Below are 22,277 nucleotides of genomic sequence, written 5' to 3'. Positions count from 1 at the left end.
GTGGTCGCCTCCCCCTATTCATTCCTTCGTCCGGGAATGCGGCCCTTATAGGGTGACATATAATAGACCGATGAGCGTTTAAGAATGTTGCAGGGCTTCCGCATCTTCACGCCGAGCACGGTCGGGGCATCGGTCGCCCTCGCGGTGCTCATCGCCGGGGCCGCCAGGGCCGAGGCGGGCTGCTCCGATCTCGCACGGGCGGCGTCGGTCTCCGTGACCGGCGAGCCGGCCCGGGTCGTCGTCCGCGAGGGAGCCGGGTCCGAAGGGGCCTCGACACTCGGCGGAGTCGTCCTCGGGGCGACGGACGGGGCCGCCCGGGTCGAGATGCGGTTCACGATCCGGCAGCAATCCGTCGAGGGCGGCCGGATCTGCACGGTGATCGACAGGGCCGCGCTGACCGTGGGCTTCGACGGACCCGTCCGCGTCGACGTCTCTCCCCGCTACAGGCCCGGCAGCTGCGAGCACGAGGCGACGAGATCCCACGAGATGCGCCACGTCGCTTTGATGGAGGCGGCGGTGCGCGACGCAGCCTCCGCGGCGCGTGCGCCCCTCGGAAGCGTCGTGGGCGGCTGGTGGCGCGAGGGACCGGTCTCGCGGGATGAGGCGACGGACGAAGTCGACAGGATCCTGCGAAGCGCGGCCTCGCGCATCAAGGCGGACGTCGACCGGCAGATCCGGGAACGCAACCTGCAGCTCGACACCCCTGCGGAATACCGTTCGGTCCTGGATCGCTGCCGCAACTGGTGAAGGAGGCCGCCGTTCGAAGCACGGCCTTCGATCCTTGCGGCCGCGGCAGCCCGCCTGTCATTGCCGTTTTCGAAGTCGGGGGCGAACATGCGGCGACGAAGGAGCGACCGATGACAGCCGTTGTCGACAAGAAGGAAATCGAACGCCAGGCGATGGTCGACTACCTGCAGGTCGCAGGCAAGGTCGTCCTGGCGAGTACGATCGAGTGCTACGACGAGGGGGACAACAGCGTGACCGCCGTCTGCGACCCGCCGGCCGTCGTGCGGATCTCCCCGTACGGCAGCAGGCAGATCTTCGAGGACGTGCTCCGCTGGACCGATGGCATGCATCTCGATCCCTACTACGACATCGAGGTCCTGGAGCCTCATCCGGCCCTCGCCGGGCTCAGGCCGTCCTGGACGTTCGGACCCGGCCGCGGAAGGGACGGAACCGTCGACGCGCCCTCCTTCGCGCTCGGCGACGATGCGTGCCAGGAGAGATACAGGGACGCGACGGGGCTGTCCGACGCCGAGGCGGGCGGCCCTTCGGCGAGCGCCGCGCCGCGTTCGTGAGAGATCGGATCGGATGCCGCGGCCGAGCCACTTGACGTCGATGCGCGAATGCCGGCCAATGGCCCCATGAACGCAAGACCGCCCCTCGCGAACTGGTGGACGCCCGCATCATAGCGGGTGCTTCCGTGCGTCTTCGTTCGACAACCCAACCGAACCACGATCGCGGACCTCCCGGCGGGAGATCCACGGCGCACGTCTCCCGACCGTCCGGTCCCAGGAGACTTCCATGTTCGACCTCCGCATGCCCGAGCCCGCGACCGGGCTCTCTCCCGACGACGTCGTCCTGACCGGCGACAGGCCGACCGGTCCGCTCCACCTGGGGCATCTGGCGGGTTCGCTGGCGGCGCGGGTCGCCGGCCAGGACATCTGCCCGCACACGGTCCTGGTGGCCGACCTGCAGGCGCTCACCGACCACGCCCACGACGTCGACCGCGTCCGCGAGGCCGTGGAGGAGGTGATGGTCGACTACGCCGCCGTGGGCCTCGATCCCGCGAAGGTGCGCTTCTGTCTCCAGTCGGAGGTCCCGGAACTCGCCGAGATAACGGTGCTGCTCCTCAATCTGGTCTCGCTCGAGCGGATCCTCAGGAATCCCACGGTGAAGGCCGAGGTCGGGCAGAAGGGCGACCGCGCCCGCAACGCCGGCTTCGCCGTCTATCCGGCCTCGCAGGCTGCGGACATCCTGGGCTTCGCCGCCACCGCCGTGCCGGTCGGCCGCGACCAGGCACCGATGCTCGAACTCGCATCGCATCTGGCGGACCAGCTCGCGATCCGCGGCTGCCGGCTTCCCATTCCGAGGGCGGTGTTTCCCGAGGGAGGCTCCGGTCGGCTGCCGGGTTTCGATTCGAGAAAGGCATCGAAGACGCTGAACAATGCGATCGCACTCGGCGCGTCGGATGCGGACATCGCGGCGGGCGTCCGGCGCATGGTGTCCGATCCGTCGCGCTTGTCCTCCTCCGATCCGGGCGATCCCGAGAAGCCCATCGCGTTCGCCTATCTGCGCGCGTTCGACACCGACCGCGCCGGCTTGGCCGATCTCGAAGCGGCCTACAGGCGCGGCGGCGTGCGCGACGGCGACGTGAAGGCCCGCGCCGAACGCGTCATACGCGATCTCGTGGGTCCGATCCGGGAACGGCGGGTGGCCGCCGCCGGCGACAGGGCCGCTCTGCGGGACGTGCTGCGGGAAGGGACCGCGTCGGCCCGGGTCACCGCGCGCCAAGCCCTGGACGAGATCCGCGCCTGCTTCGGACTCTCGCGACGGTCGGGCTGAGACCCTGGTGCGCGCGGAAGCCGCGCGCACCGTCCACAGATCCCGGCGGCACCCGGCGTCATCCGCCCTTCCGATCCGAAGGATTGGAACATAACAGGAACATGAGGCGTCGACGTCGTGCCGCGCCTACGACCGGAGGAACCGATGGCCTCGATCGAACAGATTTGCGACCGGCGATCTCTGATCCTCCATCGCTTCCTCGCGAGACGTCTCAAGAAGGACCCCATGCTGGCCGAGCGGGCAAGGGCCGTGCTCGGATACCTCAGCGGCGTGGGAGGCGCGGGCGAGGATCTGTGGAACGTCGTCTACGACGAATGGGACGCCCTCCTGCGTGGGGGCGTCGCGCATCTGCGCGAGATGCTGCCGTTGCGGACGCCGGAGATGGACAGGCTGCGCACCTTCAGCCCGTTCCTTCTCGTAGACGACCCGATCACCCGCGAGATCGTCGAGAGCTCGCGCCTCTGGCATCTCGCGCGGCGCGGGTTGCGTCCGGCCGGGCGACCAGGGTCTCGGCCGGAGCGGATCGCGGAACCGGCCGGGCTGGAAGCCGGGGCCGGCGTGCACAACCACTACCATTTCCACTTCCAGGGACCGCCGCCGGCCGGCTTCGATCCGGCGCGCTGTACGGTGGGGAACGGTTAAAAAACGGTTAAGCTTCGCACTCCGACGGTTGATTCACGCGGAGGCGTCGGCCAGTTTCGCCACACCTTCCTAACCGGTGGAACGAATGAACGCGCACGTGCAGGTCGACGGCGTATCGGTGCTTCCCGTTCCTTCGCCCGATCGTGACGCCGGGCTCCCACGGAATGCGGTGGGATCGGCCCGGGCGAGGCTGGAGGCCCTTCGCGAGATCAGGGTCGAGTACGAGGACGGGATCGCATGGTCCTGGATGCACCCGGTCGGGCGCCCCGCCGTCACCGCGACCATGATCGCGGAATGCGCCGTCTGGGTTCGGGAACTCGCGATCCTGGGCGAAGCGGACGAGGTGCGGTTCGCCGTGCTCGGGTCGAAATTCCCCGGGATCTACAACCTCGGCGGCGACCTCAAGCTGTTCGCCGAGCTCATACGTGCCCGCTCGCTCGATCGGCTGGCCCGCTACGGGCTGGAATGCGTCGCCTGGACGTCGGGCCTGCGTCACGCGACCGACGCCGGCGTGGTCACCGTCGCGCTGGTCCAGGGGACCGCGATGGGCGGCGGATTTGAAGCGTCGCTCTACACGGACCTGCTCGTCGCGGAACGGCAGGCCAAGTTCGCCCTGCCCGAGGCGCTGTTCAACCTGTTTCCCGGGATGGGGGCGGTCTCGCATCTCGCGCGCCGCGTGGGCCGCCGCCGAGCCCGCGAGATGCTTCTGGACGGTCTCGACTTCGATGCCGGCACGCTCCACGCCGAGGGCGTCGTCGACATCCTGGCCGACGAGGGACGTGGACAGGACGCAGTCCGAGACTACGCCCGAAAATACCGCCGGCGCCACAACGCGCTCAGATCCGTCTGCGGAGCCATGCGGGAGACCGGTCCGGCCGATGCGGAACTCGAAACCATCGTGCGTCTCTGGGCCGAAGCGGCCCTGCGGATCGGCGAGACTGATCTGCGGATGATGGAGAAGCTGGTCGCCCGCCAGGAGAGGCTGCTCGGAACGGCGGCGACCGCCTGAACTCAGGCGGTCGCCTTCGCCGAAGGCCGGCGGAGGAAAGGAACAGCGTCGGCGGGCAGCGGCCGACCGAAGGCGTAGCCCTGCATCTCGGTGCAGCCCTCGACGATGAGCCGTCGGATCTGCTCCTCGGTCTCCACCCCTTCGATCGTGACCCGCGATCCGAGGGCGCGTCCGAGCGCCACCACGGATCGGACGACGGCCGCGGCACCCTCGTCCTGGCGGAGTTCGCCGACGATCGCGCCCGCGACCTTGATCCGGTCGAACGGGAAGCCCCGCAGATCGGCGAGACGCGAACAGCCGGAGCCGAAGTCGTCGAGGACGATGCGGACGCCCCGCTCGCGCAGGCGCAGAAGAGGCTCGACCGCGCTGCGGCCGTCGTGCGGGTCGAACAGCGTCTCCGAGATCTCGATCTCCAGCCTGTCCGGACGCAGTCCGGAGAGCTTCAGGACGCCGAGGACCTCCTCGGCGAAGCCCGGCTGGCGAACCTGCCTGGGAGACGCGTTCACGGCGACGCGCATGTCGTCGTCCCAGGCGGTGGCCTCGCGGCACGCGCTCTCCAGGACCCAGCGTCCGATCTGGACGATCAGCCCGGTCTCCTCGGCGACCTGGAGGAATTCCGGCACGGGCACGCTCTCCATGTCCGGCGAGGTCCAGCGCAGGAACGCCTCCATCACCGTCGGCCGGTTCGACACGACGTCGATCACGGGCTGGTAGTGGAGTTCGAACTCATTGCGGCGCAACGCCCGGCGGAGCCCGGCTTCCAGCCGATGCCTGCGCCCGGCCTTCTCGTCCATGGCGGCATCGAAGCCGCGCCACGTCCCCCTGCCCTCCGCCTTCGCCTGGTACAGCGCGAGATCGGCCTTCCTGTGCAGTTCCCTGCGTGCCGAGCCGTCGGCAGGCGCCCGCGCGATGCCCACGCTGGCTCCGATGTCGATCCTGTGGCCCTCGACCGAAAAGGGTTTGCCGAGAGCATCGACGACGCGGGAGGCGAGATCCGCGCTCGCACGCGTGTCCTGCGCATTCCGCTGCAGCAGCACGAACTCGTCGCCGCCCAGGCGCGCCAGGACGTCGTCGGCGCGGAGGATGCCCCTCATGCGGCCCGCCACCTCGCGCAGAAGGGCGTCGCCGATCGGATGTCCGAGGTTGTCGTTGACCTTCTTGAAGCCGTCGAGATCGACGCAGAGCATGGCGAACGGCAGGCCGCGGGCGAGTTCCGCGTCGATCTCGTCCATGAATGCCGTGCGGTTCGGCAGCTCGGTCAACGGATCGGTGCGGGCGAGCCTCCGCATCGCGGTCTCGATGGCCATGCGTTCGGTCGCGTCCTCGGCGACGAGGAGGAAGCCGCCTCGTGCGGTCGAGGTCCGGGTGATCCGGACGTGGCGCCCGTTGGCCAGGGCGACGTCCCGCCCGGCCGTGTCGGATCCGGGCTGCGGCGGATCGGGGAGGAGATCGGCGATCCCTTTCGAGGACGCCGTGGCCATCGCAGATGCCGGGATGCCGGTGACTTCGTGGAACCGGGGATTGGCGACGAGCAGCCTGCCTTCCCCGTCGAAGGCTGCGGCCCCGTGGGGCAGCCGGACGAAGGCGGCGGCCGACTGGTCGGCCCGGATGGTGGCGATCTTGGCGGCGGCCTTCCAGCTGCGCGCCTTGCGTCTCGACCTCTGGGTGGCGCGCCTCAGACCCAACCCGAGCCCGACGGTGCCGGCACCCCCGAGGGCGGCCGCGCACGCCAGCGCGTAGGGCAGCGGCGAGACGGCGATCGCCAAGCCGCACGCCGCCCCGACCGCCGCGCCGCCCACGGCGAGGCTCGCGGCCGTGCCGAGCCCGACGACCCGCGGGTATCGGGAGCCCTTCGCATTCGGCACGGACACCCGCAGGGTGCGACGAGGCATGGGTGGAGCACTCCCTGTCGAAGGAACGGATTAGGATGCACCGACCCTGATGCCCCACGCGTCAACGAAGCCTTAAAGCGATTGCATGGATCCGATGCCATCGCCGCCTGGTTGCGGAAAAGGCGAAGGGGCCGCCGTGGCGACCCCTTCGGACGTGAGCGATGGAACGGGCGGGAAGGCCGGACGTCAGGCCGCCACACGTGCCGCGGCCTGGAAGCTGAACCCCACGCGCATCCGCATCTCGCGGAACGGATCGGCCTCCGCCGGCGCCCTAGGGACGTGGGGTGCCGGCTGGGGCGCGGCGGATCGTGCGGGCTCGATCAGGCGACCCAGCGCCGAGACGAGTTCGTAGGCGACCGCGGGGCGGGCTGTCCTGTTGTCCTTCACGAACTGCCGGATGCCGCCCGCGAAGCCGGCCTGGATGATGTCGGCGCCGTCCACGCCCGGCAGCATCGTCCAGTTCTGGATGGCCGAGCGCAGGCGCGTCAGGCCGTACATGATGTGGCCCTCGGCCTCCTGGGGGATGTAGCTCGGAAGGACCGGGCGCATGCCGTCGCCGGTGTGGAGGTCGACAGGCACGTCGTCCCTCAGCAGATCAAGGATCGCGATCGCGAAGATCAGACCGTTCTCGCTCTCCTGCGCACCCCCGTCGGCGGTGGTCGGGTTCCGGCCGGCGAGACCGGTCAGCAGCAGCGTCACGCATGCGGCGGTGGCGGCCGCCCCCGAGCGGTCCGTTCCATTGTTCGTGACGAGACTTTCGAGGATGTCGATCGTCTCCCGGGCTATTGTCTTGGCTACCCGGATCCGGACGTCGGTCATCGGGGCTCTTTCCTATGCGTTACGTTGCGGAACGTCGTCGAGACGCGGGGCGCCATGCTCGTTCCGGCACGGCTTCCCCCGAATCGCGGTCACGTTCGCAAGGAATGAAACCAATGTCTACGGCCTCCTTGCAACGCCGATCGCAAATTGGTTCCTTCGTTAGCGGCGTCTTCAGGGTCGCGGCCCGTAGGAATGGACCGCCTCCGCCATCGGGCGTTCGCGATCCGCTTCCCCGGCCGACGCATCCGGCTGCGCCGGCATGGCCATTCCGGTACGGACGACGGCGCCGCTGAAGCGGTCGTGTATCGAGAACGACTGCTGCGAGGCGTCGAAGTTCACCGTCTGCGTCATGGAATCGAAGCCGATCGTCTCGTCGACGAGCGGAGAGGGCCGGTAGCTGAACGGCAGCGGGATGCCGGGGCCGACCATGTACTCGGGCGGTGCGTGGATCGGGCGCATCCGACGGCCCATCAGTTTCAGCAGGTTCTTCGCCGTGGGATCACCGCGCTCCGACAGGTGCGAGAGAGCGGTGCGAAGCCGCTGGGGGTCGAACCGGGCCCCCTGCACCTTGCCGTCGCCGCCGGTCAGCTTCCTCGATAGGGCCACGAGGCGGTCGATCTCGGGGATGCTCGAGTTGGCGACGAGCCAGCCTTTGAAGTCGGTAGGCCTGAGGCCGTGCGGTTCGACGGCGTAGTGCGTCTTGGCGGCCGCGACGCCGTTCAATGCCGCGCGGAAGGTGCGGATGCTCCGGATCTCGTCAGGCATCGATGCGAACCTGTCGCCGATCGTGTCCGCGACGGAGGCGATCTCCCCCATGTCCATCGCCATGAACCTCGGGTTCGCCCGCAGCTGATCCGCCATCTCGGCCACCCGCCAGAGCGCCGCCGAGATGAAGTGGTCGTCGTTGGGATCCTGGCTGGTGAACTCCGAGAGTTCGCGGAAGGTCGCGAGCGCCGTGATCGCACTCGTCGGCATGTCCGAGTGCCGCAGCATCATCAGGGCCGCGAAGGTGTCGGCCTTCGCCTCGGAGCCGCCCAGGAGGCAGTGTCCGACCTCGTGGAAGATGCCGTGGCGCTGGAACTGGTCTTCGTTCATCCCGCCGGTGAAGGCATCCGGCAGGCCGAGCGGCGACCCCAGGACTTCGGCAGGGGTGTCGCCCGGCTTCCAGCCGACGACGATGCAGGAGACGGACTTGGCGGAGGCGCGGTAGGCGGTCGCGTTCGGACCGGTGTCCTTGGATTCGCTGAAATTGCGGGCGAAGCCGTGCAGGGTCCGGTCGACCTTCCGGGCCTCGGCCATGGGATCCGCGACCGCCCGGTCGAAGATCTCGATCCGGTAGCCGTCCTTCCGGGACACCGCATCGGACGCGAGCTGGCGCCGGATGTCTTCGACGATCCGATGATAGTGCTCGGGCGTGACGCCGCGGCTCTCGTCGAGCCGGAGGTCCAGTCCTGCGGCCGCGTTCATCTGCGCGGCCGTCGCGAGCGGAGCGTTCGCGGCCGGGCTCTCGATGACGTAGGGAACTTCGGAGAAGCGCTGAAGAGCGGAGACGTCGGCGTCCATCATCGCCTCCCCTTCAGCACCGGCACGACGGCCGATCGGATCTCGCGGCCGTCGCTCTCCAGCTCGCCGACGACGGCTGACGAGCGCCTGCCGATCGCCTCCAGAACCCGGTCCGTATATTCGGCCTCGCCCAGCACCCGTTCGCCGGCGAGCACCCGGACGAGGCGACCGTCCACGACGAGCGCCGTCGGCACCTCGGGCTGCCTGGACAGGTAGATGGCGACCTCGCCGCGGAGGTTGACGGCGCCGGTTCCGGCGGACGGGGGAGGATGCGCGTCCATGTCTGTTCCTTCTCGATCCGTCAGCATGGGGTCTGCGGTCGAAAAGGGCCAATGTTTCCCATTGCTTCCCGAGACGGATCACCGGGCGGCGAGAAGGAACGAGGCCGTCTCGCCTGCCAGCCTGCCCACGTCGTTGGTCCGGGCCCACCACGCCGCCCGGAAGGCCGGATCGAGCGTTCCGTCGAACTTCCCCTCCGGCACCGCTCCGCGGCTGGCCATCCAGTCCGCCAGACGTTCGGCCGAACGGGCGGCGACCGTGCGCAGCACCTCACGGACCGCGGCCGGGCCGCAGTTCCCGACGTGGACGGCGTACGACGAGGCAGACGCCTCCAGCCCCTCCCCCTGGAGGCCGAGGGCGAGGGCCTTCAGGCGCAGGGTGCCAGCGAACGGAAGCAGGACGACGTCGCCGCCGTCGGTCTGGATCGGGTTCCGGTCCATTCCCCTGGTCGCGTAGGCGCGCCTCGCATGGTGGACGACCCCGCGCGCGGCATGGTCGAACCAGGACGGGTAGACGCCGCTCTCGTAGACCTGGCGCATGGCCCGCGGCAGCGCATCGTGGAGCGGCGCGCCCTCCCCGCCTTCGAAGCGGATCGACGACCCCTTCGGGGCCGGCACGACGTGGGCGACCTTCTCGGCGAACTCGATCCGCTCGATCGTCCACCGGCGCCCCTGGAACACGACGCCGTCGCCGGCGGCCAGCGGCGAGCCGCCGGCTATGGGGACGGAGCCGAGCCGGGCCCCCTCGAAGACGAGGGCGAGTTCCACCGGCGTCGCAAACACAGAGAAGACGTCCGCGCTCTCGAGGATGGCGCGCCCGACGGGCCCTGGCCGCACGAGACCGCCGCCCAGACGTTCGAGGAGCCCGGATTCCCGCGCCGACAGACGGATCAGCAGATCGCGCAGCACCTGCGGTCCGAAGCGCCGGAAAGGGGCGGCCCTTCCCAGGGTCGCGGCGATGCGTTGCGCGTCCACCGGCGCCTCGCAGGCGGCGATGCACAGGATCTGGTGGCAGAGGACCGACAGGGATGCGGGGGCGTCGCCGGGCGGCTCCACGAAGCCCGCCTGGAGGAGGTGGATCGCGGCCGCGGCGCACACGACGTCCGGTTGGATCGCCTCGAGCGGTCCGCAGTCGGGTGCCGGCGCCCGGGTGACGACCGCGACGTCGAGCATCGGGACCGTCCCGGGTCTGCGTCCGGAGCGGCCGGCCCGCTGCCGGAGAGCGGCGAGGGAACGTGGAGGTCCCACGTTCACCACCCGCTCCACCGGACCGATGTCGATGCCGAGCTCGAGCGTGGTGGTCGCGACCGCCGTCGCGGGGGTCCCCGGCTTCCGGAGCGCGTCCTCCACGGCCTGCCGGTAGGCCTTGGCGAGCGAGCCGTGGTGCGGGTGGAAGCCGTTCTCGAAGCCGGAGCTCTCCGCCTGACGCCGCAGGGCGTCCGCGAGGGTCTCCACGGCCTTGCGCGAGGGGGCGAAGATCAGGTTCTTCCCTTCGGACAGCCGCGGCCCGAGCCGGTCGGCCAGCTGCGCGGTGCCGGTCCTGTAGCCCATCTCCTCGGCGGCGATCTCGTCCTCGATCCAATCCGGTCGGTTCTGCTCGACGACGCATTCCAGGCGGACCTCGATCGGCCGCCGTGCGCCGAGATCCTCCTCGACGAGCGCGACGCGGTCCGGTGCGGAGGGCCTCAGCCAAGTCGCCGCGATGCGCGGGTCTCCGAGCGTGGCCGAAAGGCCGATGCGCCTCACGCGCCGACCGACGGCCGCGTCCAGACGAACCAGGAGGGCCGCGAGATGGGCGCCCCGCTCGCCGGCGAGAAACGCGTGCAGCTCGTCGATCACGACGAAGCGGAGGTGGCCGAACATCCGTTCGACGTCGCCTCGCCGCTTGAGGAGCAGCGCCTCCAACGATTCCGGCGTGATGATCACGATGCCCCGGGGCGTCCTGCGCAGCGCCCGCTTCTCGTCGGCCGGCGTCTCGCCGTGCCACCGCGTGACCGGCAGGCCGACCGCCTCCCCCAGGGAGGAGAGGCGACCGTGCTGGTCGTTGATCAGCGAACGGAGGGGCGAGACCGACAGGATGCCGACCGTGCCGACCGGCGAGGCCGCCAGCATCGAGACCGTCGGCAGGAAGGCGGCCTCCGTCTTGCCGGAGGCCGTTCCCGAAGCGACGATGACGTCCTCGTCGCTCCGCATGATGGCGGCCGCCGCCCGCTCCTGAATGGGACGCAGCCCGGCCCATCCCTTGCCGGCCATCCAACTTCGCACGCCTTCGTGGAGCGTCGCCCCGGGAGCGGGCCGGACCGGGGCGTAAGCCGCCGTTGCGGCCGCGGTCACGGTGCGGGAGCCGATGCGGACGGGTGGAGACCCGCAGCGACGATGGAGGCGTCCGCGATCGCAAGGACCAGCATCGCGGGCTCGACCTCGGGCGGCTCCCCGATGGCGAGGACTTCCGCCTCCGTCATGTCGACGAGGAACGGCTCCCAATGCTCGTAATCGGCAAGAAGGTCGAACGGATCGCGGACCCCGGACGCATCGACCGCGTCCTCGCCGTGCACCACGAAGGCGTGGACGAGAACGGGGACGCCGAGGTCGGGGTCGTCTTGGAGCCACGCCCTGATCGGGAGGCCCGTGACGCGATGGAGCGCGGCGGCGAACAGCGCGCACCGACCGTGGAGCCACCGGTCGAGCCGGTCCTCGTCGATCGCCGTCGGTGTGCGCTCCAGGTCCATCCGGCGATGGGACACTGGGGCTCCGCAAGCCGCAAGGCGGCGCGGGCCTCGGGCGTTCAGAGGAGCGTGGGCTGCGGATCGCCGTCGAAGGCGGTGCCGATGCTCTTCGAGGCCCTGCCGACCAGCTGCGAGAAGGCCACGGCGGCGGCCGATGCCTGGACCTCGCTCGGGAAGTCCTGCTGCGACGAGGCCAGTGTCTCGCCGGCCAGCCCGAGGAGGCTCCAGCCCCATCGGTTCTCGTTGGTTCTGCTCACCAGAAACCGCATCGCTGCGACCCTCCGACGACACATCATGAGTTAAGTTCGACGGACAACAGACGAGCCACCCGTATGGTCGATCACCACCACAGGAAATCGGCCTCCGAGGTCTGCCTGTCCCCGTTATCCCCGTTATTCCAGCCCGTTGTCCCGACCCCCACGGCACCATGCTGGGCGGGATCGATGACGGACGTGCGACTGCCGGCGCGGGTTGGCTGCCCCCGCACAGCTTTCCCGGTTCCGGCGGGCCGCGGAGCCCGATGGACGGGCTCCGGGCCGCTTTGAGGCCGTCCCGACGAGCGCTTGCGGCTTTCGCCCCGCGGAGCTCAGATGTGCCCGGACAGCAGGAGGTCGGCATGATCGGACGCTATAAGGACGAGTTCCCGGATTTCGGGGAGCTGGACGTGGCGCTGCCCGACCACTTCGATGACGTGTCCTGGTCGAACGAGGCGAGCCCGTGCTTCCATTCGTCGGCGGCCCGGGTGTTCCTGTTCGTCGACTACGCGGATCCGGCCAGACGGGAGTTCCCGGAGGCGCAACGGTTCGGGCTGATGGAGGCGACCGAGGACGGCCAGCACAGGTCGGACGAGGGCGGCGAGATCCTGCACACGGACGACTTCTCCAGGATCCTGGAGACGGTCGAGGCGCGCCGAGCCGAGTTCGCCGCCGGCCCCCGTCCCTGACCGGTCGATCTCAGCGGGTGGCCTGACGGATCATGTCGGCGGCCAGGGCGAACGCGGCCCCGACCGCTCCGCCGAGTCCGAGCGCGGCGAGGAACCGCTCCAGGGACCGCGCGGCCATCCATGACGTCGGATCGAACCCGATCCACAGGCCCATCGCGAGAAGCAGCAGACCCGAGAGGGTCAGGGCGGCCAAGGCGCCGATGCCGAGGCCGGTGATGCGACGTTCGTCGACGATCTTGACGTTCGTAACCGGTTGCATCGTCTGGTCCGTTGGGAAAGGAACGCCGTCGAGAAAGCTCGACGACCGTTCCGCAGGTTCCCCGACTTGATGGGCCTGTCAACGTGCATTCCTTCGATGACGGCCTCTGCCGTTCCTCACTCTACGAAACGCGCCCGGAGCGATCGGCCGTTCGGCAACGGTGAACGCGACCTTGCCGGTATTCCGGCCAATTCGATCCCGAATGTTGATCGGCGGTTGGCCATCGTCGTTGAGTTCCCTTTAGCTCGGCGGCGCTACGAATTGCCCGAGCGACATCCGTCGCGGCGGGGACCTCGATGACCGATTGGAAGCAGGAGAAAAGGTCCCGGGCGGTGACGCAGATCGCGGGTCTCAAGATTCAGCATCCCGTCAGCAGGTGGAATGCGCGGGATGTCGGCGACGCGGGGGAGAAGGTCGCCATGTTCTTCTTCGACGCGCACCGGATACCCTGGATCAGGCTCGATCAGACACCGCTGAACTTCTGCGACGCGATCCCGCGGGCGGAGGGCAAGAGACCCGACTTCCTCGTCAGCCTGGACGGAGAGCCGTTCTTCGTGGAGGTGAAGCACGTCGGGATGTACAAGTGGTCAGACAAATCCCGCACCGCCTACATCGACAAGGACGATCTGCCCCAGGCCGACAGGAATGCCCAGCTGTTCGGCTGCGTGACGCTCTATCTTCTGGTCGACCGGAACACGGACGCGAACCGGAAGGACGTGCGGTTCGTGGGCATCGCCGACAGGAGCATGTTCACGGAACGCCACCCTCACAAGCAGAGCATGATCGGCGCCCGCTTCCACGAGGAGGCCATCGGCACCGTGAGCGTGGCGGCGAACGCGGCCTAGGGCCCGATCCCGGCGGCCTGAGGTCGCCGGGCAGGCTTCGACGCTGCCGGGCGGGGTCAGACGGCCGCCGGCGCCGGGCTGCGGGAGGGATGGACCCAATCCTCGAGGCCGAGCTTCCGGGCGGCCCTCTCGGCGACCTCGGGGTCGGCCCATTTCTCCTCCTGGCTTTCGCGCAGGAAGGCCACGTTGTCGGCGAAGATGCGCTCGGGCTGGATGTCCTTGTCGAAGCACACGACCGCGCCGTAGAGCGCCGCGAGGTCGTTCGGCTCCATGGCGAGGAGCATGTCCACGAACTCGTCGTGCGAGCCGAAGCCCATCCTCATGCCCCGCCATTCGGTCAGGACCAGGTAGCCGCTCTGCCTCCCGCGGGTCTGGAAGGTGAAGTCGCCCTGGTCGCTCCCGGGGTAGGTCGACGCTTCGCCGCCGACGTACTCGCGCAGCCCCTCGTTGCACGCGGCCCAGAAGACGTCGCTCCAGTTCTCCTCGGCATGCGCGGCCCAGAGTTCGTCGAAGGCGGGGTCGATGGCAGCCTCGCCGTTCTCCACCTTGCCGCTCGTGTCGGCCTCGTGGACCTTGATGTTCCAGGCGAGGTGGGCGTCGCGCCGGCGCTCCGCATAGGTCGCGTGGCCCGCGATGAAGGCGGCCATGTCCAGGCGGGTCCGGAGCGGGAATTCGTAGCCGTTCTCCGGCGCGTCGTGCCCCCTGCGCAACTCCTCCGGCAGGATGTCCTCGCCCGGCAGGCCCGGAACCGTCCGGTCGCGCGCGGCCTTGAGGACGATCGCGTTCAGGGACGGCCGCGTCGGCTCCGTCTGGTCGATGTCGGGCACGCCGCCCTTGAAGCCCGGAACGCTCTTCAGCCAGGCGGCGAAGTCGCGCCACTCGGTCATGTTCGAGAGGCGGTCGAACTCGGCCCTCTGGCTCCGGGTCGGACCCTGCGAGCCGCTGCCCTCGCGCATATGCTGCTCGAGCACGATGCTGTTGTTGTCGGAATCGATGACGAGGAGGCCGTTGTACTCGGGCCCGATCATGCCACCGGCATCGTAGGCCGATGCGGCGACGAGGATCATGCTGCGGCCGCCGTCGAAGACGAGGTCCTTCCGGAAGCCGTCAGGGTAGCGGTAGCCCGCGATCTTGTTCGCCAGAGGATTCATCGCTGCGTTCCCGGTTCCTTTCCGGGAAGGATCGCGGCGTCCGACGAAAGGCGCAATGCGCGCTCACGCGGCGCGGAGCGAACTGGCGTCGACGAGCAGGGCGCGGCGCGCGGCGACGAGTTCGGCCGCGAGCGCGTCGCGCATGCGCCGCCGGGACCCGTCCGAGGAACCGCGGAGGTCGGCGTCGAGCTGCACGAGGCGCCGCGACATGGTCTCGACCCGTGCGAGAGCAAGAAGGCGCGGCTGGTCGTCCACGAGAACAGCCAGCGCATCCTGGATCGCGTCGACCGCCGCGAAGGCGATGTCGATGTGGGCGAGCCGTCCGGGCGCCGTCCAGCAGATCGGCTCGCTCGTGAAGGCGATCACGAAGGAGTCCGAAGCCTCGCTGTAGACGAAGGGCGCGCGCACGCCGACCGGCACCCCGCCGACGAGGAAGGAACCGGCCGCGAGATCGACCTCGACCACGATGGACGAGGGATCGGGTTGCCGGAACGACGCGGGGCCGGGCGAAGCGGCGAGGACCGCGGAAGCGGCCGGAACGGCGGCGGACGGAGGAGCCGGGCGCGGGAAGGCGACGACGTGCCCGGTCTTTCGGTTCGGCACCCGCGCGTCGCGGGTCTGTGGGCGGGCTTTCGCCATGGGATCGGCATCCGGAACGGGATTCGGTCTTTGTCCAAGCCTACTCCGGCCGCCCGACCCTGTGAAGGAATGGATTGCGCCGATAGGGACCTGCCGCGAAGGTGGGTTAAGCCGATACTGCCGGGTTGTTCCTTTCGCGCAACAGGAGCAACCTTGTTCCTTAAGGAGGGAGGGGGACGATGACGGTGAAACGCTACATGAGGCCGGGCTTAGTCCTGTTCGCCTCCCCCGGGGCGCGGATCGCCGCGACGCTGGCCGTGGCGGTCCTGGGTACGGCGGGTGCCGCAGCCGCTCTGCGATACCCGGACGGCATCCCGGGCATGGACCGACCCGCGGTCGAACATGCCGCCTCCGCGCCCGACGTCCTTCCCACGGTCCTGGCCCGGGTGGTGCCGGTCGGCGGCGAGCTTGCGGCCATGGCCGCCTATGCCGGCCGCTTTCCCGATCTCGTCCGGAACGACGTCTACGGTCTGGGACGGGTCCGCATCGCCCAGATCCTGGCGCGTGAACCGCAGTCGGGCCTGCGCGAAACGACCTTGGACGAGACCCTTGCCGAAACATACGACCTCGCCGACCCCGCGGTCGCGCGGTACGTGGACCGCCTGCGCGGGGACCCGGTGGCCTCGTCGCGCCTCATGGCTTCGGAGGCGTCGTTCCAGAAGCGGGTGCTCGCGGAGCGCCTGGGCGTGCCGGCCGCGGAACTCGACCCGACCATCGTGCACGTCGCCGTCAGGTTCGGGACGAAGGCTGGATCGATCATGTACCTCGTGGCCACGGGTGCCGGGCAGGCCCAGCTGCCGTCCGCGTATGCGGTCGACGACGCGGTCCTGCGCGCGATCGGAGCGAGGTCGGGCATCGAGGCCCTTCAGGCGTTCTCGGGCGATCTCGCCGTCGCCTCCGCGGACGTCGTCCCGCGACCGACGTACCGCTGACCGACGGCTCGCCCGCAACCCGATTTGCATCTTGCGCCGCCTTGCACAAATCTCATCCCGATCTTGAGGCCTGACCATGCGTCGGCGGCGGGATCGTCTGTCGAGACTCCCTGACCTGCGGGTTCGCCCGCGGGTCTTTTTCTTGCCTGAAGGCCTCGTCTCAGTTCCGGGAGAGCAGTGCCGCCAGAAGTCCGCGGCCGCGCGAAGCCAGCTCGGCCAGCTGCTCCGGGTCAGACGGTTTGCCCGACCACCTGAGAACGCCATGCGCGACGAGCTTGGCGACCGTGCCCCGGCCGGCGGCCTTGTCCACCGCATGCTCCCCGCCGTGCGCGTCGTAGAAGTGCCTCGTATGCCGACATCTCGCCAGGACCCGATCGCCGTCGCCCAGCAGCCGCACGACGCGCCGCTGCGGCTCGCTCAGGGAATGCCAGAGCATCGCCATCGCGTACCGACCCGACTCGACGTGCTCCATGCCGGCATCGAATTCCGCCAGGGCTTCGGCACCGTGCTCGCCGATGATCTCGCGCACGCGCCGGCGGGTGCGCTCCCGATCCGCGGCGATGCGCTCCAGAACGTCCGTCATCGCGCTCCTCCGATCGGCCCGGACGGTGTCGGGCGGTGCTCGGGGGACGAACATACGGCAAGCCGGGCGGAGGCACCAAGGTAGGGGCTGCGCCCGGCACGGGCGGGACGACCTCCTCCCGTCATCGGACGCCGCCGGTCGCCGCGGTCCCGGCATGGTCCCGAGCCGGGAGAGACCCGTCACCCGCGTACTCCGAGGCGATCGCCGACGCAGGTAGATCGCCCTCGATCTTCCTGCCGCGGACGAACAGCGTGGGCGTGCCCCTCACGCCGAGACGCCTCGCCTGCTCCTTGATGGCGCTCAGACCCTCGTAAAGCGGTCGGTCGACCATGGTGGCGTCGTAGGCCTCCCGGTCTACGCCCACCTGGGCGGCCAGGCGACGGAAGATCGGACCTGGGTCTCCGGACGCGACCCAGGTGGCCTGTTCCGCGAACAGGAGGTCGAGGGCGTCGAAATACCTGTCGCCGGACTTCCGGACGATCATGGCGGCCGCGAAGGCGCGGACGTCGAGCGGGAATTCCCGGTAGACGATGCGCAGTCCGCCCTCCCCGACCAGGGATCGCCGGAGCTCCGGCAGCGTGGACGCGTGGAACCGCGCGCAGCTCGGGCACCCGAGGGAGAGATAGACGTAAAGGGTCCGGCCGCCGTCGCCGATGAACTTGTCCGGCAGCGTTCCCGCGACGACGTCGAGCGAAGATCGGGCAGCGGTTTCGGCCGTCTCGCCAGCACCCGCGGATGACGGTCCCAGAACGGAGGCTGCACCGAGGGCAATCAAGGAACGGCGGTCGATCGTCATCGGGCGGCCTGAAGGAATGAAGGACCCTATGATTCGAGTAGCCCTCTCGGACCGTCCCGGCAAGGCGACCGGTTCGGGACTGGGCGGTTGCGATGCGGCCCCGCCGGTATATCGTCGCCGACGGGAGGATCCGATGAAGAAGACCATCATCGTCTGTGCGTTCATCGCCGCATGGTCGGGCGCTTCGCACGCCAAACCGGCCGGAGCGGGGCCGAGACTGGTCTGCGAGGGTGTCCTCGAGACCGGATCCGGCATGGCGGGGTCGATCCTCGGGGACTGCGCGTTCCAGGCCGACAGCGAACCGGAGCGTCTCGTCCAGTCGGTCTGCGAGCAGGGATCCACCTGCCGCGCCGAGGCCATCGGGCGGCCGGGACGCCGCGGCGTGGTCTCGAAGGTTCTCGCGGTCCGCCAGCTGGCGATGCCGAAGTCGAACAAGGCTTCGTATCTGGAGGACGTCGCCGGGCGCCTTGATGGCATTCTGGCGCCGGCGACCGCGGGCTGCGACAATCCGCAGGACACGTCCGCGGACCGCGTCTCCGTCCTGCTCGACGGCCTCGGGGGCTCCGCGATCCAGATCCACGGCCGCTACTGCGCGATCACGAGCGGGAGCGGAGATCCCGTCAGGGACAGCGGGTTCCAGGCCCTCCTGCGCGGCAACTGTGCGGCCGTGGGCGCGCCCGACGCCGAGCTTCGCACCGGACGCGCCGGCGAGAAGAACGAAATCGTCGTGGCGGTCCAGCCCAACGCTCCCGTGAAGATCGACGGCGAGGCGCTGGTCCGGTGCCCGATCAGGCAGCGGTACGTCGCCAAGTGGTGGATCGACGGCAATCACACGTTCCGGGGGCGGTACCCTCAGTAGCTCGACTTTACATTGGTTGCGGTTCTATCCGCACCGGGATGTCGAAGCCGAGCAGCCCAAAATCGTTTGGGCGACTTCGCGATCTTGGCGTGTTGCGTAGGCAGTGGATCGGACGGCGGAGGCGCCTGACGTCTGACTGCCCGGGGGCCTTATTCCACGCCCAATCACGGGACCCGGATTCGTCGGTCTCGCCCGGCCGCTTTTTGGGTACCCGAACCGAAGGGACGTTTATGTAGAAAAGGGATCGGAGCTGCATCTCCGATCCCTTCGTGCAACTTCGTAGGGTTGTGTCGCGAGGCCGAAGCTTCAGATTGGCAGCCCGGGCGCTTGGCAGTTGGGCTCGCCGGCGTGCTTGCGGATCTCGGTGGTCCGCATTGCTTCGACGAGGCTCCGGCCGGTGCTCTGCGGCAGGAACACGAAGACCGCCTGCGGCTTCGGCATGCACGTCTTGAAGGTCGCGACGACGTTCCCGGTCGGATCCTCGACGACGGTCGCGTTCACGACGTCGGAGAACCGGATCGTGCGGATGTACCGGTTGCCGGCGATGTCCCGTTGCATGGCGACGAGCCGGTCCTGCTTCAGGACCACCGCGCCGTCCACCATCGAGGGGCGAAGGGCGACCACGTAGGTCAGGGCCGGGAGCGACAGACCGATGGAGAGCAAGCCCATGGCGGCCCTCGAACGCTTCCCGATCCGGGTCCACGCCGACAGCAGCGCCAGGGTCAGGCCGGCGACGAGCATGATGGCGACGAGAAAGCTGTCGAACCAGATGGAGTGCGCGCTCATCGGCCAATAGGCCGTCCAGAGCGGGTCGCCCTGCCCGCCGGCGGCGACTTCGGCGAGCGCGTTCGCGCGCAGCATGGGCAAACCGTTCATTCCCGCCTCCGTGAGGACCTCAGCCGCCAAGCATGGCGGTGGATGAACGTGCTACGGCACCATAGGTTTCGTCTCGGTTAACGAAGTCTTTCGAACCCTTCCTGGCAAGGAACGGCGGCCATCAAGTCAGCACGCGACTTTCCATTCCTTCCCACGATTGAAGGTTATGCGGTCGCGCCCGGCCCTCTTGGACGCGTACAACGCCTCGTCCGCGCGATCCACCAGCGCCGTCCAGCCCTCGCCCGGCATCCGTTCGGCACCGCCGATCGACACGGTGACCTTGCCCAGGGGCTGGCTGGTGGCTCGTTTGACGAACTGGCGGGCTGCGACCGTCACCCGTATGCGGCTGGCGATGATCTCCGCGGCGGAGGGCAGGAGGCCGGGCAGGATCACGGCGAACTCCTCGCCGCCGTAGCGGGCCACCAGATCGCATTCGCGGACGCACTGCCTGATGATGGCGCCGACCGATTTGATCACGCCGTCCCCGGAGGGATGACCGTGGAAGTCGTTGATCTTCTTGAAGTGGTCGATGTCCAGCATGAGCAGGGTGCAGGCGCCGCCGGCGAGGCCCTGCAGGCCCGCCTCGAGCCCGCGTCGATTGAGCAGGCCGGTCAGCTTGTCGTGATTGCTCTCCGTCCGCAGATCATCGATCTCCCGCCGAAGGGCGGCGACCTTGTCCTGCTCTGCACGGATAGCCCGCCCGAACTCCGCCAGTGCCGCGCGTTGCGCCGCCAGTCGGCCCCGCTGCAGGGCCGCGATGGAGCGCAGGGCTTCGGTTACGGGCGCGGAGTCACCCGCGTCGCCGATTCCTGCATGGAGTGCCGTCAGCGAGCGCTCGACCCTGTCCAGGACGGCATCGTCCTCCTCGAGCGACCTCGCGTGATCTCCGAGGCGGGCGGTGACCGCCGTCAGGGTATCGGCGACGCCGTTCTGGACGGTGCGCGTCCTGCGTCGTCCGTCCTGGTCCGAGAGTCGCCGGGCTATGTCGCGCAGCGCGTCCTCCGTGACCCCGTCGCCATCGACCAGTCGAGCGACCTCGACGCCGATCGCGCCCTGCGGATCGGCCATGTAGCCGTGAAGAGCCGCGAACACCTCGGGATCCAACGGCAGCGCGTGCCGGTGGGCGAAGGCGATGATGTCCGAGGCGATCAGCAGGCTGGCGCTGACGGCAGTGGCATCGTTGGTTGGCTTATGCAGGTCGGCACTCACGGAGCTTCTCCCTTCGTCCATGAGCCTACCGTTCCTTCGTTCACGATGGTTTTCTGAGATGCTGAAAGTTGTAAGCATCGAAGGAATGGCGTGGACGGCCGGACGGCGTCGTCGATGCCTTCGTGCGGGATGGGCACCCGGAACCGGTTGCCAGTTTCCAATGTTTGTGCGCATCTCACGCGATGTCGGCTCGTCTAGGCGAGCACGGCCGGAACGGAACGATGACCAAAGGCAGAACAAGCGGCGTGCAAGGCGGCAACTCGACCATATCGTGGTCGGGCGAAGCCTACGCGCGCTTGTCGCTCGTGCGGGAGATGGTCTCGCACGCGTCGTTTCCGCAGGTCGGATCCCCCGTCCTGCATAAGCTCCGGACCGACTGATCTCCCACGGGAGAAGCGAGACCGGAGCCCACGAGGTTCCGGTCCGATAGGCTGACAGGGCGCGACGCCCGGCCCTCGACGGAACCAGATTCCGCCGAGGAGTTGAACGATGTTCCCGACCTGGACCCCCGAGCTCGACGCGCATCTGCGCCGTCTCGTCGTGGACGAAGGCCTGTCCCCGCGCCAGGCGGCTCCGGTTCTCGGCCGGCCCTCCGGTGCCGTGGAACTGCGCGCCAAGCTCCTGCGGATCGTCGCTCCCGTCCGTCAGGACTGGGACGAGATCGCGGTCGCGCGCCTGCGCACGCTCTTCGACGACGGCGCGACGCACGAGGCCATGGCGGCGGACCTCGGGAAGCCGATCGGCAGCATCCGGTGGAAGCTTGAGGATCTCGAGCTGAAGCGCGGCCGCGGCTTCCAGGGGAGCGCACCCCGCGCACCCGCTCCGCGACTGCGGATCCCGGCCGTGACGCCGGCGGCCGCTCGGATCGAGACCGGCCGGACGGCCGTGCCCCGGGCGCCTCCCGTCCGGGCCGAGCCGAAGGTCGCTGCCGTTCTTCGCGATCGCGAGGCGGTCCGCATCGCAGCCGAAGCCTCCCGTGCCCGGGCGAGGACCGCGGCCGCGAAGGCCAAGCTGGATGCCGACGCCATCCTGGCGGAGGCGGCTCGGGCGGATCGCGCGGCCAAGGCGCAGGCGGCTGCGTGCGCCAAGGCCGAGAAGGCCGAGGCCGAGCGCGTCCGTCGGGCCGAAGCCGCCGAGGCGAAGCGCCTGGAACGCGAGCGGACCAAGCTTGCACGCGAGGCCGCTGCGGCCGAGGAGCGGCGCCGGCGTACCGCCGAACGCGCCGAGGCCAAGCGGCTCGCGGCTTCCGTGGCGACCGCCGAAAAGCGGGAGCGCGAGGAGTCGGAGGCCCGCAAGGCCCGCGCCCTCGCGGTGGCCGAGGGGCGGGGCGGGAACGTCGCCGGCGGCGTCGTCCGCCGCGTCCTCCCGGCCGCGAAGCCGAGGAAGGTTGCGACCCGCGAGGACGCGCTGTCGGTCCGCAGCTCCGCGGCGGACGCGATCGCGCGCTTCATGGCCGAGCGCGGGGTCACCCGCCTGCAGCTCGACCCGACGGAGGCCGCCGTCACCGGCCTCCGTCGCAAGGGCTACTCGGTGGTCCGCGACGGCGACGCCTTCGTGGTCGACGGACGCCACAGGCTGGCGACTTGCGACGAGCTGAAGGACTTTGCCGAGCGACGGGCGGTCGAGATCCCCTCGTTCCTTCAGGCGGCGGAATGACAGCGGCCGGGACCTTCGGGCCCCGGCCGGCATGC

General features: G+C 69.5%; 25 protein-coding genes. 11 read left to right on the top strand and 14 right to left on the bottom strand.

Annotation, left to right across the window (positions count from 1 at the left end):
• Positions 1 to 84 precede the first annotated feature (84 nt).
• From PQI07_RS26155 to PQI07_RS26135, 5 genes are all read left to right on the top strand, one after another.
• Positions 85 to 747: a hypothetical protein gene (locus PQI07_RS26155; RefSeq protein WP_274927957.1), complete on the top strand. Its 663-nt coding sequence runs from the start codon at positions 85 to 87 to the stop codon at positions 745 to 747.
• 110 nt (positions 748 to 857) lie between these two features.
• Positions 858 to 1,298, top strand: a complete 441-nt coding sequence (locus tag PQI07_RS26150; protein WP_274927956.1) for a Rossmann-fold NAD(P)-binding domain-containing protein — start codon at positions 858 to 860, stop codon at positions 1,296 to 1,298.
• Between the two features lie 226 nt (positions 1,299 to 1,524).
• The gene (locus PQI07_RS26145) at positions 1,525 to 2,565 is read left to right on the top strand and encodes a tryptophan--tRNA ligase (protein WP_274927955.1); all 1,041 of its coding nucleotides are present in this window, start codon (positions 1,525 to 1,527) and stop codon (positions 2,563 to 2,565) included.
• A gap of 144 nt (positions 2,566 to 2,709) precedes the next feature.
• Entirely contained in the window at positions 2,710 to 3,207 is a 498-nt protein-coding gene (locus PQI07_RS26140; protein WP_274927954.1) for a hypothetical protein, read from the top strand.
• Between the two features lie 85 nt (positions 3,208 to 3,292).
• Positions 3,293 to 4,216, top strand: coding sequence for a crotonase/enoyl-CoA hydratase family protein (locus PQI07_RS26135; RefSeq protein ID WP_274927953.1), 924 nt, complete (start codon positions 3,293 to 3,295; stop codon positions 4,214 to 4,216).
• Positions 4,217 to 4,218: 2 nt separating this feature from the next.
• Here the strand turns inward: PQI07_RS26135 and PQI07_RS26130 are convergent, their stop codons facing one another.
• From PQI07_RS26130 to PQI07_RS26100, 7 genes are all read right to left on the bottom strand, one after another.
• Positions 4,219 to 6,108 (bottom strand): putative bifunctional diguanylate cyclase/phosphodiesterase, encoded by a 1,890-nt coding sequence (locus PQI07_RS26130; RefSeq protein WP_274927952.1) that lies wholly within the window; start codon positions 6,106 to 6,108, stop codon positions 4,219 to 4,221.
• Positions 6,109 to 6,294: 186 nt separating this feature from the next.
• Positions 6,295 to 6,927: a hypothetical protein gene (locus tag PQI07_RS26125; RefSeq protein WP_274927951.1), complete on the bottom strand. Its 633-nt coding sequence runs from the start codon at positions 6,925 to 6,927 to the stop codon at positions 6,295 to 6,297.
• Positions 6,928 to 7,098: 171 nt separating this feature from the next.
• Positions 7,099 to 8,490 (bottom strand): hypothetical protein, encoded by a 1,392-nt coding sequence (locus PQI07_RS26120; protein WP_274927950.1) that lies wholly within the window; start codon positions 8,488 to 8,490, stop codon positions 7,099 to 7,101.
• Positions 8,490 to 8,771: a hypothetical protein gene (locus PQI07_RS26115; RefSeq protein WP_274927949.1), complete on the bottom strand. Its 282-nt coding sequence runs from the start codon at positions 8,769 to 8,771 to the stop codon at positions 8,490 to 8,492. The genes PQI07_RS26120 and PQI07_RS26115 overlap by 1 nt, the downstream gene beginning before the upstream one ends.
• A 78-nt stretch (positions 8,772 to 8,849) precedes the next feature.
• Positions 8,850 to 11,021: a DEAD/DEAH box helicase gene (locus PQI07_RS26110; RefSeq protein WP_274927948.1), complete on the bottom strand. Its 2,172-nt coding sequence runs from the start codon at positions 11,019 to 11,021 to the stop codon at positions 8,850 to 8,852.
• A gap of 77 nt (positions 11,022 to 11,098) precedes the next feature.
• Positions 11,099 to 11,512, bottom strand: coding sequence for a hypothetical protein (locus tag PQI07_RS26105; protein ID WP_274927947.1), 414 nt, complete (start codon positions 11,510 to 11,512; stop codon positions 11,099 to 11,101).
• A gap of 41 nt (positions 11,513 to 11,553) precedes the next feature.
• Entirely contained in the window at positions 11,554 to 11,751 is a 198-nt protein-coding gene (locus tag PQI07_RS26100; RefSeq protein WP_342462654.1) for a hypothetical protein, read from the bottom strand.
• A 359-nt stretch (positions 11,752 to 12,110) separates the two neighbouring features.
• On the opposite strand from PQI07_RS26100, the gene PQI07_RS26095 reads away from it, so the two are divergent.
• On the top strand, positions 12,111 to 12,437 hold the full coding sequence (locus PQI07_RS26095; protein ID WP_274927945.1) for a hypothetical protein: 327 nt from the start codon (positions 12,111 to 12,113) through the stop codon (positions 12,435 to 12,437).
• Positions 12,438 to 12,447: 10 nt separating this feature from the next.
• Here PQI07_RS26095 and PQI07_RS26090 read toward each other — a convergent pair whose 3' ends face one another.
• On the bottom strand, positions 12,448 to 12,696 hold the full coding sequence (locus tag PQI07_RS26090; RefSeq protein ID WP_274927944.1) for a hypothetical protein: 249 nt from the start codon (positions 12,694 to 12,696) through the stop codon (positions 12,448 to 12,450).
• A gap of 296 nt (positions 12,697 to 12,992) precedes the next feature.
• Between PQI07_RS26090 and PQI07_RS26085 the strand changes: the two genes are divergently transcribed.
• Positions 12,993 to 13,541: a hypothetical protein gene (locus PQI07_RS26085; RefSeq protein WP_274927943.1), complete on the top strand. Its 549-nt coding sequence runs from the start codon at positions 12,993 to 12,995 to the stop codon at positions 13,539 to 13,541.
• Between the two features lie 56 nt (positions 13,542 to 13,597).
• Here PQI07_RS26085 and PQI07_RS26080 read toward each other — a convergent pair whose 3' ends face one another.
• Entirely contained in the window at positions 13,598 to 14,692 is a 1,095-nt protein-coding gene (locus PQI07_RS26080) for a hypothetical protein (RefSeq protein WP_274927942.1), read from the bottom strand.
• A 63-nt stretch (positions 14,693 to 14,755) separates the two neighbouring features.
• Positions 14,756 to 15,331 carry a hypothetical protein gene (locus PQI07_RS26075; protein ID WP_274927941.1) on the bottom strand — a complete coding sequence of 192 codons (576 nt, stop codon included), beginning with the start codon at positions 15,329 to 15,331 and terminating at the stop codon, positions 14,756 to 14,758.
• Positions 15,332 to 15,510: 179 nt separating this feature from the next.
• Between PQI07_RS26075 and PQI07_RS26070 the strand changes: the two genes are divergently transcribed.
• Positions 15,511 to 16,263: a hypothetical protein gene (locus PQI07_RS26070; protein ID WP_274927940.1), complete on the top strand. Its 753-nt coding sequence runs from the start codon at positions 15,511 to 15,513 to the stop codon at positions 16,261 to 16,263.
• Positions 16,264 to 16,423: 160 nt separating this feature from the next.
• Here the strand turns inward: PQI07_RS26070 and PQI07_RS26065 are convergent, their stop codons facing one another.
• Together PQI07_RS26065 and PQI07_RS26060 are read right to left on the bottom strand one after the other, a co-directional pair.
• The gene (locus PQI07_RS26065) at positions 16,424 to 16,846 is read right to left on the bottom strand and encodes a hypothetical protein (RefSeq protein WP_274927939.1); all 423 of its coding nucleotides are present in this window, start codon (positions 16,844 to 16,846) and stop codon (positions 16,424 to 16,426) included.
• A gap of 121 nt (positions 16,847 to 16,967) precedes the next feature.
• The gene (locus PQI07_RS26060; protein ID WP_274927938.1) at positions 16,968 to 17,642 is read right to left on the bottom strand and encodes a DsbA family protein; all 675 of its coding nucleotides are present in this window, start codon (positions 17,640 to 17,642) and stop codon (positions 16,968 to 16,970) included.
• A gap of 133 nt (positions 17,643 to 17,775) precedes the next feature.
• Between PQI07_RS26060 and PQI07_RS26055 the strand changes: the two genes are divergently transcribed.
• Entirely contained in the window at positions 17,776 to 18,501 is a 726-nt protein-coding gene (locus PQI07_RS26055) for a hypothetical protein (RefSeq protein ID WP_274927937.1), read from the top strand.
• Positions 18,502 to 18,807: 306 nt separating this feature from the next.
• Here the strand turns inward: PQI07_RS26055 and PQI07_RS26050 are convergent, their stop codons facing one another.
• On the bottom strand, positions 18,808 to 19,377 hold the full coding sequence (locus tag PQI07_RS26050; protein ID WP_274927936.1) for a hypothetical protein: 570 nt from the start codon (positions 19,375 to 19,377) through the stop codon (positions 18,808 to 18,810).
• Positions 19,378 to 19,503: 126 nt separating this feature from the next.
• Entirely contained in the window at positions 19,504 to 20,586 is a 1,083-nt protein-coding gene (locus PQI07_RS26045; RefSeq protein WP_274927935.1) for a GGDEF domain-containing protein, read from the bottom strand.
• 221 nt (positions 20,587 to 20,807) lie between these two features.
• On the opposite strand from PQI07_RS26045, the gene PQI07_RS26040 reads away from it, so the two are divergent.
• Positions 20,808 to 20,966 (top strand): hypothetical protein, encoded by a 159-nt coding sequence (locus PQI07_RS26040; protein WP_274927934.1) that lies wholly within the window; start codon positions 20,808 to 20,810, stop codon positions 20,964 to 20,966.
• 109 nt (positions 20,967 to 21,075) lie between these two features.
• Positions 21,076 to 22,242, top strand: coding sequence for a hypothetical protein (locus PQI07_RS26035; RefSeq protein WP_274927933.1), 1,167 nt, complete (start codon positions 21,076 to 21,078; stop codon positions 22,240 to 22,242).
• Positions 22,243 to 22,277 lie beyond the last annotated feature (35 nt).

Source organism: Methylobacterium sp. 092160098-2 (genome assembly GCF_028920805.1).
In the GTDB taxonomy this organism is placed as follows: Bacteria; Pseudomonadota; Alphaproteobacteria; order Rhizobiales; family Beijerinckiaceae; genus Methylobacterium; species Methylobacterium fujisawaense.
Note: the sequence above shows the minus strand (reverse complement) of the source record. Positions and strands in the feature narration are given on the sequence as shown.

What these genes read in the sequence shown, in the direction of transcription:
- PQI07_RS26095 (WP_274927945.1), top strand. Translation starts at nt 12,111, where the DNA reads ATGATCGGACGCTATAAGGACGAGTTCCCGGATTTCGGGGAGCTGGAC.
- PQI07_RS26085 (WP_274927943.1), top strand. Translation starts at nt 12,993, where the DNA reads ATGACCGATTGGAAGCAGGAGAAAAGGTCCCGGGCGGTGACGCAGATC.
- PQI07_RS26080 (WP_274927942.1), bottom strand. Translation starts at nt 14,692, where the DNA reads ATGAATCCTCTGGCGAACAAGATCGCGGGCTACCGCTACCCTGACGGC.
- PQI07_RS26140 (WP_274927954.1), top strand. Translation starts at nt 2,710, where the DNA reads ATGGCCTCGATCGAACAGATTTGCGACCGGCGATCTCTGATCCTCCAT.
- PQI07_RS26075 (WP_274927941.1), bottom strand. Translation starts at nt 15,331, where the DNA reads ATGGCGAAAGCCCGCCCACAGACCCGCGACGCGCGGGTGCCGAACCGA.
- PQI07_RS26120 (WP_274927950.1), bottom strand. Translation starts at nt 8,490, where the DNA reads ATGGACGCCGACGTCTCCGCTCTTCAGCGCTTCTCCGAAGTTCCCTAC.
- PQI07_RS26070 (WP_274927940.1), top strand. Translation starts at nt 15,511, where the DNA reads ATGACGGTGAAACGCTACATGAGGCCGGGCTTAGTCCTGTTCGCCTCC.
- PQI07_RS26040 (WP_274927934.1), top strand. Translation starts at nt 20,808, where the DNA reads ATGACCAAAGGCAGAACAAGCGGCGTGCAAGGCGGCAACTCGACCATA.
- PQI07_RS26110 (WP_274927948.1), bottom strand. Translation starts at nt 11,021, where the DNA reads ATGGCCGGCAAGGGATGGGCCGGGCTGCGTCCCATTCAGGAGCGGGCG.
- PQI07_RS26055 (WP_274927937.1), top strand. Translation starts at nt 17,776, where the DNA reads ATGAAGAAGACCATCATCGTCTGTGCGTTCATCGCCGCATGGTCGGGC.
- PQI07_RS26065 (WP_274927939.1), bottom strand. Translation starts at nt 16,846, where the DNA reads ATGACGGACGTTCTGGAGCGCATCGCCGCGGATCGGGAGCGCACCCGC.
- PQI07_RS26035 (WP_274927933.1), top strand. Translation starts at nt 21,076, where the DNA reads ATGTTCCCGACCTGGACCCCCGAGCTCGACGCGCATCTGCGCCGTCTC.
- PQI07_RS26150 (WP_274927956.1), top strand. Translation starts at nt 858, where the DNA reads ATGACAGCCGTTGTCGACAAGAAGGAAATCGAACGCCAGGCGATGGTC.
- PQI07_RS26125 (WP_274927951.1), bottom strand. Translation starts at nt 6,927, where the DNA reads ATGACCGACGTCCGGATCCGGGTAGCCAAGACAATAGCCCGGGAGACG.
- PQI07_RS26130 (WP_274927952.1), bottom strand. Translation starts at nt 6,108, where the DNA reads ATGCCTCGTCGCACCCTGCGGGTGTCCGTGCCGAATGCGAAGGGCTCC.
- PQI07_RS26155 (WP_274927957.1), top strand. Translation starts at nt 85, where the DNA reads ATGTTGCAGGGCTTCCGCATCTTCACGCCGAGCACGGTCGGGGCATCG.
- PQI07_RS26050 (WP_274927936.1), bottom strand. Translation starts at nt 19,377, where the DNA reads ATGAACGGTTTGCCCATGCTGCGCGCGAACGCGCTCGCCGAAGTCGCC.
- PQI07_RS26115 (WP_274927949.1), bottom strand. Translation starts at nt 8,771, where the DNA reads ATGGACGCGCATCCTCCCCCGTCCGCCGGAACCGGCGCCGTCAACCTC.
- PQI07_RS26060 (WP_274927938.1), bottom strand. Translation starts at nt 17,642, where the DNA reads ATGACGATCGACCGCCGTTCCTTGATTGCCCTCGGTGCAGCCTCCGTT.
- PQI07_RS26090 (WP_274927944.1), bottom strand. Translation starts at nt 12,696, where the DNA reads ATGCAACCGGTTACGAACGTCAAGATCGTCGACGAACGTCGCATCACC.
- PQI07_RS26135 (WP_274927953.1), top strand. Translation starts at nt 3,293, where the DNA reads ATGAACGCGCACGTGCAGGTCGACGGCGTATCGGTGCTTCCCGTTCCT.
- PQI07_RS26145 (WP_274927955.1), top strand. Translation starts at nt 1,525, where the DNA reads ATGTTCGACCTCCGCATGCCCGAGCCCGCGACCGGGCTCTCTCCCGAC.